Here is a 9,967-nt window from a genome sequence, read left to right on the forward strand (position 1 = left end):
GTCACGCTTTCAGGACGAATTTCGGTACATCACGCCGAAGTCGAAGGGCCGGGGGATGAGGTTCGCGCAGAGGCGCGGAGGACGCAGAGACGGTCTACCATTTCTGTATCGTGCCGGAAGCGAGGATGGCGTGTCTAGCTTGCTCGCCCGCCGTAACGGGACCCGAACCTTTGTAAAGGCGGGGTTTTTGAAGGTTTGGTGGAACTGCTCTGCGTCCTCTGCGCCTCTGCGCGAACCTGAAACAGCTTAAAGCTTTCGGCCTTCGACATGGGTGAGGCCGAATGCAGCGGAGATGCCCAGGGAAAGACGCGAATAGCCGAACCTGCCTTTTCCCACCTAGCAATGCGGCCTAAAGCCGGGAGGGTGATGGATATCTCTGCCCCTCTTCGCCTGCGCGTCGACCGTGATGCGCTTGTTGCCAACTGGCAGGCGCTCGACCGGTTGAGCGGGCGTGCGGCGTGCGGCGCGGCGGTGAAAGCGAATGGCTATGGCCTGGGCGCGACGTTGGTCGCCGAGACGCTGGCTGATGCGGGATGCCGCGATTTCTTCGTCGCCAGCTGGGCCGAGGCGCTGGCGCTCGCGCCGCTGGGGCTGAGCCTCTGCGTGCTGCATGGCCTTCGGCAAGAGGACATGGCGGCGGCGAAAGCCGGTGTTGCCCGGCCTGCGCTCAGCACGCCCGAACAGATCGCCCGCTGGCGCGAGAGCGGCGGCGGCGCGTGCGATGTGATGGTCGATACCGGCATGAACCGGCTGGGCGTGTCGGTGGACGCCGTCGCCGAAGGCTTGCTCGACGGGTTGGAGATCGACACGCTGCTCAGTCACCTCGCCTGTGCGGATGAAGATGTGCCGATGAACGCGCGCCAGCTGGCCGCCTTTGCCGGTCTGAAAGGGCGCACCACCGCTCGCCGTATGAGTCTCGCCAATTCGGCGGGGATCGGGCTGGGTGAAGACTATCATTTCGATCTGACCCGGCCGGGACTGGCGCTGTACGGCGGGGTGCCCCGTCCCGACATGGCCGCGCATCTGCGACAGGTTGCCCGGCCCGAAGCGCAGATTCTTCAGCGCCGCCAGGTGCCTGCGGGCGAGACGGTGGGCTATAACGCGACCTGGACCGCCCCTGTCGAGACGCAGGTCGCGATCGTCAATCTGGGCTATGCCGACGGCTATCGCCGCGCGCTATCGGGGCTTGGCGTCGCCTTGCTCGAGGGCGAGAGCCTGCCAGTGATCGGTCGCGTGTCGATGGACCTGACGGCTATCGACGTCTCCGCCCGACCCGACCTGGCCGAGGGCGACTGGCTGGCGATGGATTACGACTTGGCCCAGGCATCTACCCTGTCGGGCGTGTCGCAATATGAGCTGCTGACGGGCTTGGGCCAGCGTTTCGGGCGGGGGTAATGCGCCCGCTGCCAAAAGCCGGACCATTTCAGCATTCATGCGAGCACAAAAAAAGGGCCGCCTCATGTCGAGGCGGCCCTTTAAGCATCGTTTAGATCACGATCAGAACCGTGCCTCGACGCCCGCGTACAGGAAGCGGCCGATGTTCGGATAAATCGCGTCGCTGCCGGTGCCGGTCAGGTCGTAAGGTGGCAGCTGGTTGGTGATGTTGTCCACGCCGAAGTACAGGCGGAACTTGTCCGTCGCGTTCACGCCGATGCGCGCGTCATGATAGACGATCGGGCTGTAATAGACGAACGGCCGGGCATCCGGGTTGAGCGCCGGGCGGCCCTGCGACGCGAAGAACGTCTCGTAGGACAGGCTCGAGACGATCTGCTTGCCGACGTAACGCGCAGTATAGCCAAAATCGATCAGGCCGACCTTGCCGTTGATGTTGAAACGTGCCTGCCAGTTGGGATCGCCCAGCGTGCTGTTCAGACGGTCATAACGGCCTGGCTCGGCAATATAGGCATAGTTCAGGCGGTTGATGATATAGCTGGCCGTGAAGCTGGCGTTGAGCGAGGCGTTCTCGCTGAACCGCTTCGCATATTGCACGTCGAAGTCGATGCCGTTCGTCTTCAGGGCCGCGAAGTTGAACGGCTGGTTGATAAAGCTGATGCCGTTGCCCGAACGATCGAACTGGAACTGCGACTGGTCGATGGTGCGGCCGGTCTGACCCAGGAACGTGTAGTTCTGGACGGGATCGGCCGACTGGCGACGGAAGACCGCGGCGCAGAACGGGTTGTTGATGCCGTTGGTGTCGTCATAGCAACGGTTGACGATCTGCTGGCCGGTCAGGCCCGAGATCACGTTCTTCACCCGTACATTGTAATAGTCAACCTTGATGGTCAGGCCACGCACCTGTTGCGGCTGATACATCAGGCCCAGCGTGAAGCTGTTGCCGACTTCGGGGGTCAGGCCGATATTGCCTTGATTGACGCCCGGAATCGTCGACGGCGACTGGTTGGTCCATGGCCGGATCAGCTGTGCACCGGTCGTCGGATCAGTGAAGGTGATGGTGGTAGGAATCCCGGCCGCGGCGCAGTTACGGGCGCGGTTCGGGTTCGACGTGATGTTATTGCTGGCATTGTTGCCGCCGGGCTGGTCGCAGGGATCGGCGATGCTGACGAAGGTCTGCGACTGCGAGGCATACAGGTTGCTCAGGTTCGGTGCTCGCACCGAACGCGACAGGCTGGCGCGGAAGCGCAGGTCGCTGACCGGCGCCCAGATCACGCCAGCATTCCACGCCCAGACCGAACCGGTGTTGCCGCCATAGTCGGAAATACGGCCCGCACCCTCGACGCTCAGTTCCTTGATGAACGGGATGTTGGCGAGCAGCGGCAGGCGAAGTTCGCCATACGCTTCCTTGATGTTGACCGCCGGCGGATCGAAGGTCGCCGCCGGGTTCAGGAAGGTCGCCCCCGACGCGGTGACCGGGTCCTGGCCCGAGAAGGCGTCTTCACGACGATATTCGCCGCCCAGCACGAAGTAGACGGGGCCGCCCGGCAGGTTGAAGAACGAGCGGGTGTTGCCCGAGATGAACGCGGTCGCATTGATCTCTTCGGCCCACTGGTTCCGGGTCGAGGTATAGGTGATGTAGTTGGTTGCGCGCGGATCGGCCGCATTCTGGCCGAAAAGGTTCAACGGTACGCAGTTGGGATCGGCGGTCGCGGGATTGGCGTTGACCGCACAGATCACCCGCTGCCCGCGCGAGTTCAGCACGAAGTTAGAACCGGTATAGCCGGCCGGAGCCACCACCGCGTTGACTGCCCGGGCATAGTTGGCGAGCAGGACGTTGCCGCCGGTGCGGTAGAAGTTTTCGGTGCGGCCGTAATTGCCCGCGACTTCATAATACAGATCCCCCGACGGCACGATGTCGCCGCGAACCCCGATGACGCCGCGATAGGTCTTGCGGTCATGGAATTCGGCGCGGGTGCCCAGATCGTTGTTGAAGCGGTTGAGCTGGAACGACGTCGCGGTCGGTCCCAGGATGGTGGTAAGCGTCGAGCGCGCATCGTTCGTCAGGAACGGATTGTTGACGCTGAACACGTTGGTCAGCGTGCCGCCGGTGAAACTCGGCTGGGTCGACTGCTGCGTGGCCTTGATCTTGGCGAAGCTGAACTCGACGAACGGCTTGAAGGCAGGCGAAATGTCGCCGTTGAGCAGAATATTCGCCAAGAAGCGGTCCAGGCCGGGCATCAGCATCGCGCCTTCGACGCCGCTGGCGCCCCCGCCAAAGAGCACGCCGCCGCCAATGGCGCGGTTGTCGACCAGACCCGTCGTGCTCGGCGAGTCCTTTAGCAGCGAACCGTTGGGCTGGAAGATATAGGTATACGCGATCGGGCTGCCGGTCGGCGAGTTCTGGCCGGTACAAACCGCCGCACGTTGCGCCGCATTGGCGGCGGTCGCCGTGGTCGGGCAGGTCGTGATGACGGAGCCGCCGATCGAGCGGTTGCTGAACACGCTGCCGCGCGGCACGAACGCGGTGTTGGGGATACCGTCGAAGTTGCGGTTCGGCGCGTTTGTAATCTGCGAGTTGATGAAGGCCGGAGTGCCGCCATAGGCGCCCAGATAGTCGCGCTGGTCGTAGAAGACCGGGTTGCTCTTGGAATATTCAGCCGAGACGGTCAGGTTGAACCGGCCCTCGGCAAAGTTCGCGCCGGTAACGCCGCTGATCAGATAGGTGCCGCGATCGCCATAGCTGGTGACGCCGCTCTGCGCGCGCAGACGAGTGCCCTCGAAATCGCGCTTCAACTTGAAGTTGACGACACCCGCAATGGCGTCCGAGCCATAGACCGCCGACTGACCGCCGGTGACGATCTCGATGCCGTCGACCAGGTCGAACGGAATAGTGTTGACGTCGGGGGTATAGCTGCCCGGAACGGCGGTGACGACGCGGCGACCGTTGACCAGGGTCAGCGTACGCGCGGTGCCGAGGCCGCGAAGGTCGAGCAGGTTGATGCCCGCCGTACCGATCGAGCCGGTCGAGTTTGCCTGAGTAAAGGTGCTGCGCAGCTGCGGCAGCTGGCTGACCGCATCGCCCAGCGCAATGTCGCCACGTGTGCCCAGCAGTTCGGCGGCGTTGATAGACTCGACGGGAATCGCCGCGTCAAATTTGTTGGTCAGGCGAATGCGCGATCCGGTGACCACGACGTCGCCGTCGCCGCTACGATTGCCCGGCTGTGCAGCCTGGGACGTGGTGTCAGCATCCTCTTCCTGAACCGCCGGTGCCGTGGTCGAGGTGGCGGTCTGCGGGCTGGTCTGCGCGAAGGTCGTGGTCGGCAGGAGAACCAGAGTGCTGGCCAGCGCAGAGGCGCCCAGCAGGGTACGCATATTCATTCTTTACCCCCGTTATGACGGATCGTTCATGTCCGTTCATCCAAGGGAAAGAAATTTCTGACCTGAAAACAAGCGCTCATGCGCTGCGCAATAAAAAAACCGCCATCGATGTTGCAGGGATGTGACAGCTTCGACACATCCCTGCAATCCAAACGTTAATTACGAAACTTTCACAAAGCAGTGTATTTACCGCTCAACACACATGGCGATGCCCATGCCGCCGCCGATGCACAGGGTCGCGAGACCCTTCTTCGCGTCGCGCTTCTGCATTTCGTAGATCAGAGTCGTGAGCACCCGCGCGCCGCTGGCGCCGATTGGGTGGCCCAGCGCGATGGCGCCGCCGTTGACGTTGACCTTTTCGGGATCGAAGCCCAGTTCCTTGCCGACCGACAGCGCCTGCGCGGCGAAGGCTTCGTTGGCTTCGATCAGGTCGAGGTCGCCGACGGTCCAGCCCGCCTTTTCCAGCGCGCGCTTGGTGGCGGGGACGGGGCCGATGCCCATGACCGACGGGTCGACGCCCGCCGAGGCCCAGCTCTTGATCGTCGCAAGAACCGGCGCACCGCGCTTCTCGGCTTCCTCGCGGCTCATCAGCACGATGGCGGCAGCGCCGTCGTTCAGGCCCGAGGCGTTGGCGGCCGTGACCGTGCCGTCCTTCTTGAAGGCCGGGCGGACGCCCGACACGCTCTCGATGGTCGCACCGGCGCGGATATATTCGTCGTCGGCGACGACCGTCTCGCCCTTGCGACCCTTGATGGTGACCGGTGCGATCTCGTCCTTGAAGCGGCCTTCGCCACGTGCCTTTTCGGCCAGGTTCTGCGAGCGGACGGCGAACTGGTCCTGCTCGTCGCGGGTGACCTGATATTGCTCGGCGAGATTCTCGGCGGTGATGCCCATGTGATAACCGGCAAAGGCGTCGGTCAGGCCGTCATGGACCATGGTGTCGACCATGGTCAGCGGGCCCATCTTCGTGCCGCCGCGCATCGTCTGGGCGTGGGGCGAGAGCGACATCGACTCCTGACCGCCCGCGACGACGATGGTCGCGTCGCCATTGGCGATCGCCTGCATGCCCAGCGCGACCGCGCGCAGGCCCGATCCGCAGACTTGGTTGACGCCGTAGGCGGGGACTTCCTTGGGAATGCCGGCCGCCATCGACGCCTGACGGGCGGGGTTCTGCCCTTGCGCGGCGGTCAGCACCTGGCCGAGGATGACCTCGGACACGTCTTCGCCTTTGATGCCCGCCTGTTCGAGCGCGGCGGTGATCGCCACCCGGCCCAGCTCGTGCGCGGGCGTAGCGGCAAAGGCGCCCAGGAAGCTGCCCACGGGGGTACGCTTGGCGGCGGTAATGACGATCTCGGTCATGAAGGCTCCTCTCAACTCACACTCTATCTAGGCGCGGGCAGCGCGGTGATCCAGTCGGCCAATGGCTGCCAGAGCTGTTCCTGCGCCCGCCCGCCGACGACCATGCCGACATGGCCCGTGCCCCCCGCTCGCCGGTCGGGCAAACCGATGGCGGTAGCGGCGGGGACGATCCGGTCGGCGGAGGCGACGAATTCGACGCTAGGGGCGTCGCATTGCGATGGTGTGACGACATCGCCCGCGACCCGCCATTGTCCCTGTCCGGGACGGTCCTGGGCGATCAGTTGCTCGAATAGTTCCAGCCCAAAGGCGTGGGGCAGGGGGGCACCCTGATTGGCCCAATCCTCCAGCCGGATGAAGCGGCGCGCGGCCTCGCTGCCGGGCTCGAGATCGGCGAAGGCCGCATATTTGGCGATGGTCCGGCCTGGGTCGAGCCGCCAGAAGCCCGCCTGCAACGCCTCCATGGGCACCATCCCGAGCAGTTCGGAGGTCGGCTTGATCGCCGCCCATTGCGCGGCCATCGCGGCGCGCGCTTCCTCGCCATAGCCGGTAAAGTGCCACGGCGCGGCGATGGCGGCGAGCCCGGCTACCCTGATCCGCGCGGCGGCGGCCATGGCGAGCGTCCCGCCCAGGCAATAGCCGACCAGCACCGGCGGCTGCGGCAGGCACGCGATCAGGGGGAGGAGGAAGCGCTCGACATGGCCCGCGACGCCGATGTCCCGATCCTTCGCGCTGGGCGTGCCCCAATCGACCAGCCAGACATGGCAACCTTGTTCCCGCATCCAGCGGATCAGCGAGCGGTCGCGGGACAGGTCGAGGATCGAGGGCGGGTTGATCAGCGAGGGGATGAACAGGACCGGTCGCCCTTCTCCTCCCGCATCGCGCAGGGCCACCCGGCCCCGGCGGCGACGCACCGGCAGGGCGCGCATGGGACGTTCTCGCTTGGCCGCCTGGAACAGGCGCAACCCTTCCATGGCGCGCTGCACCAGATCGGGATTTTCCGCAGCCTCGCTGCGCAACATCGCCAGGAACAGCGGTAAAGGGCGCGGACTGTGTTGCGATGCGAAATCCATGGCGTTAGGCTGTACCAAAATCAGGAAAGGCGGGGGTTCGATGAAAAAGCAGGCGGCGGACGGCATCGTGATCGTCAAGAAGTACGCGAACCGGCGGCTCTACAATACCGAAACCTCCTCCTACATCACGCTCGATCATCTGGCGGCGATGATCCGGGCGGGCCGCGACTTCAAGGTGGTCGACGCCAAGACCGACGAGGACATTACCCATAATGTCCTGACCCAGATCATCATGGAAGAGGAAAGCCGGGGCGAGACGATGCTTCCGGTGAATTTCCTGCGCCAGCTGATCTCGATGTATGGCGACTCGATGCAGGCGGTGGTGCCGGGTTATCTGGAAGCGTCGATGGACAGCTTCCGCCGCAACCAGGAACAGTTCAAGTCGGCGGTCGAAGGCGCATTTGCGGGCACGCCGTTCGCCGACATGGCGAAGCGTAACCTGGCAATGTTCGAGGCCGCGACGCAAGGATTCAAGGCCGCGACGCCCGCGGCGGCACCCGCCCCGACGCCAGCGGCCCCGGCCGCCAGCAAGGATGCCGAGATGGCGGCGCTGAAGGCCGAACTGGCGGCGCTGAAGGACAAGATCGAGAAGCTGGGGGAATAAACTCCAATCCTTCAATCCTCCATTCCTCCCCTGCAAGGGGAGGTGGCAGGCCGAAGGCCTGACGGAGGGGTGTCCCGGCTTGAGAGGTTGGGCTGCCCTCGCAATTTGTGACACCCCTCCACCAGCTTCGCTGGTCCCCCTCCCCTTGCAGGGGAGGAATGAGATGGGCGGCGCGCGAGCGCTTGCGGCATGGCCTTGGACGTTGCTGGGGCCGAATGGGCGTAAGGGTGGGCGTGCCCTCCATTGAACCCACGCCCACCCACCTCCATATCGCCGCGCATGAGCGGGAATGAACACGCCATGCCCACCTGGCATGGCACGACGATTTGCTCGGTACGCCGTGGCGGCCGGGTGGTGGTGGCCGGGGACGGTCAGGTTTCGATGGGCCAGACGGTCATGAAGCCCAATGCGCGCAAAGTCCGGCGCTTGGGCGACGGCTCGGTCATCGGCGGCTTTGCGGGCGCGACGGCGGATGCCTTCACCCTGTTCGAGCGGCTGGAGGCCAAGCTGGAGCGCCATAACGGCCAGCTGCTGCGCGCCGCTGTCGAGCTGGCGAAGGACTGGCGGACCGACAAGTTCCTGCGCAACCTGGAGGCGATGATGATCGTCGCCGACAAGGATGTGACGCTGATCCTGACCGGCAATGGTGACGTGCTGGAGCCGGAGAACGGCATCTGCGCGATTGGCTCCGGCGGCAATTACGCGCTCGCGGCGGCGCGTGCGCTCGTCGATTATGAACAGGATGCCGAGACGATCGCGCGCAAGGCGATGGCGATCGCCGCCGATGTCTGTGTCTACACCAATGACCGCGTCACGCTCGAAGCCATCGACGGCGCGAACTAATCCGAAAGCTCCTATGAACGACCAGTTGACCCCCAAGGCGATCGTCGCCGCGCTCGACGCGCACATCATCGGCCAGGCCGACGCTAAGCGGGCCGTCGCCGTCGCCATGCGCAACCGCTGGCGTCGCCAGCGTCTCGGCGTGGACCTGCGCGACGAGGTGACGCCCAAGAACATCCTGATGATCGGCCCCACGGGCTGCGGCAAGACCGAGATCAGCCGCCGTCTGGCCAAGCTGGCCGATGCGCCCTTCGTGAAGGTCGAGGCGACCAAGTTCACCGAGGTCGGCTATGTCGGCCGCGACGTCGAGCAGATCGCCCGCGACCTGGTCGAGGAAGCGATCCGTTTGGAAAAGGAACGCCGCCGCATCGCGGTGAGGGACAAGGCGGAAGAGGCGGCGATGAACCGCCTGCTCGATGCTCTGGTCGGCAAGGATTCGAGCCAGGCGACGCGCGAGGCGTTCCGCCAGCGTTTCCGCGACGGCCATCTCGACCAGACCGAGATCGAGATCGAACTGGAGCAGGCCCAGGCCACGCCTTTCGAGATTCCTGGCGCCGCGTCGCAGATGATCAACCTGTCGGAAATGATGGGCAAGGCGTTCGGCGGCGGCCAGCCGCTCAAGCGCCGCAAGGTGACCGTCTCGGCCGCCTGGACCAAGCTGGTCGAGGAAGAGGCCGATAAGCGGCTCGATCAGGACGAGGTCAGTCGCACCGCACTGGCCGATGCCGAGGCGAACGGGATCGTGTTCCTGGATGAGATCGACAAGATTGCGGTATCGGACGTGCGCGGCGGCTCGGTCAGCCGCGAGGGTGTGCAGCGTGACCTGCTGCCGCTGATCGAGGGGACGACGGTCGCGACCAAATACGGCCCGATGAAGACGGACCATATCCTGTTCATCGCGTCCGGCGCTTTTCATGTCGCCAAGCCGTCGGACTTGCTGCCCGAATTGCAGGGCCGTTTGCCGATCCGGGTCGAGCTGAAGGCGCTGACCGAGGGCGATTTCGTCGCAATCCTGTCGGATACCAAGGCGTCGCTGCCTGCCCAGTACAAGGCGCTGATCGGCACCGAGGGCGTCGAGATTTCCTTCACCGAGGACGGCATCGCCGCGATCGCGCGGATCGCCGCCGAGGTGAACGGCCAGGTCGAGAATATCGGCGCGCGGCGGCTTCAGACGGTGATGGAGAAGCTGTTGGAGGAGATCAGCTTCGAGGCGGAGGACCGGCAGGGGACGACGCTGGTCGTGGATGCGGCCTATGTCGACAAGCAGCTGTCGGCGGTGGCGCGCAATACGGATTTGAGCCGGTTCGTTTTGTGATGGGGG

The 9,967-nt window shown here is 64.7% G+C and carries 7 protein-coding genes; 4 read left to right on the forward strand and 3 right to left on the reverse strand.

Annotated elements, in window-relative coordinates; translation table 11 throughout:
• Positions 1-366: 366 nt before the first annotated feature.
• Positions 367-1,395 (forward strand): alanine racemase, encoded by a 1,029-nt coding sequence (gene alr / locus SSA01S_RS07700; RefSeq protein WP_061779919.1) that lies wholly within the window; start codon positions 367-369, stop codon positions 1,393-1,395.
• A 102-nt stretch (positions 1,396-1,497) separates the two neighbouring features.
• On the opposite strand, the gene SSA01S_RS07705 is transcribed toward alr, so the two are convergent.
• The 3 genes from SSA01S_RS07705 to SSA01S_RS07715 all read right to left on the reverse strand — a co-directional run bounded on the left by SSA01S_RS07705 (position 1,498) and on the right by SSA01S_RS07715 (position 7,202).
• Complete coding sequence (locus tag SSA01S_RS07705; RefSeq protein WP_167348898.1) at positions 1,498-4,767, reverse strand: TonB-dependent receptor domain-containing protein; 3,270 nt, start codon at positions 4,765-4,767, stop codon at positions 1,498-1,500.
• A 192-nt stretch (positions 4,768-4,959) separates the two neighbouring features.
• Complete coding sequence (locus SSA01S_RS07710; protein ID WP_061779921.1) at positions 4,960-6,132, reverse strand: acetyl-CoA C-acetyltransferase; 1,173 nt, start codon at positions 6,130-6,132, stop codon at positions 4,960-4,962.
• Between the two features lie 23 nt (positions 6,133-6,155).
• Positions 6,156-7,202 (reverse strand): alpha/beta fold hydrolase, encoded by a 1,047-nt coding sequence (locus SSA01S_RS07715; protein ID WP_061779922.1) that lies wholly within the window; start codon positions 7,200-7,202, stop codon positions 6,156-6,158.
• 40 nt (positions 7,203-7,242) lie between these two features.
• Here SSA01S_RS07715 and phaR point away from each other — a divergent pair, with 40 nt between their 5' ends.
• The 3 genes from phaR to hslU all read left to right on the forward strand — a co-directional run bounded on the left by phaR (position 7,243) and on the right by hslU (position 9,961).
• Positions 7,243-7,806, forward strand: a complete 564-nt coding sequence (gene phaR, locus SSA01S_RS07720; protein WP_058716409.1) for a polyhydroxyalkanoate synthesis repressor PhaR — start codon at positions 7,243-7,245, stop codon at positions 7,804-7,806.
• Positions 7,807-8,106: 300 nt separating this feature from the next.
• Positions 8,107-8,649 carry an ATP-dependent protease subunit HslV gene (hslV, locus tag SSA01S_RS07725; protein ID WP_056437183.1) on the forward strand — a complete coding sequence of 181 codons (543 nt, stop codon included), beginning with the start codon at positions 8,107-8,109 and terminating at the stop codon, positions 8,647-8,649.
• Positions 8,650-8,662: 13 nt separating this feature from the next.
• A complete protein-coding gene (gene hslU / locus SSA01S_RS07730) occupies positions 8,663-9,961 on the forward strand; it encodes an ATP-dependent protease ATPase subunit HslU (protein ID WP_061779923.1) in 1,299 nt (432 codons plus the stop codon).
• The last annotated feature ends 6 nt before the right edge of the window (positions 9,962-9,967 follow it).

Source organism: Sphingomonas sanguinis NBRC 13937 (assembly GCF_001591005.1).
Lineage (GTDB): Bacteria > Pseudomonadota > Alphaproteobacteria > Sphingomonadales > Sphingomonadaceae > Sphingomonas > Sphingomonas sanguinis.

Bases quoted from the DNA above. Each gene is read 5' to 3' on its own strand.
- alr (WP_061779919.1), top strand. From the start codon at position 367: ATGGATATCTCTGCCCCTCTTCGCCTGCGCGTCGACCGTGATGCGCTT.
- SSA01S_RS07715 (WP_061779922.1), bottom strand. From the start codon at position 7,202: ATGGATTTCGCATCGCAACACAGTCCGCGCCCTTTACCGCTGTTCCTG.
- SSA01S_RS07710 (WP_061779921.1), bottom strand. From the start codon at position 6,132: ATGACCGAGATCGTCATTACCGCCGCCAAGCGTACCCCCGTGGGCAGC.
- hslU (WP_061779923.1), top strand. From the start codon at position 8,663: ATGAACGACCAGTTGACCCCCAAGGCGATCGTCGCCGCGCTCGACGCG.
- phaR (WP_058716409.1), top strand. From the start codon at position 7,243: ATGAAAAAGCAGGCGGCGGACGGCATCGTGATCGTCAAGAAGTACGCG.
- SSA01S_RS07705 (WP_167348898.1), bottom strand. From the start codon at position 4,767: ATGCGTACCCTGCTGGGCGCCTCTGCGCTGGCCAGCACTCTGGTTCTC.
- hslV (WP_056437183.1), top strand. From the start codon at position 8,107: ATGCCCACCTGGCATGGCACGACGATTTGCTCGGTACGCCGTGGCGGC.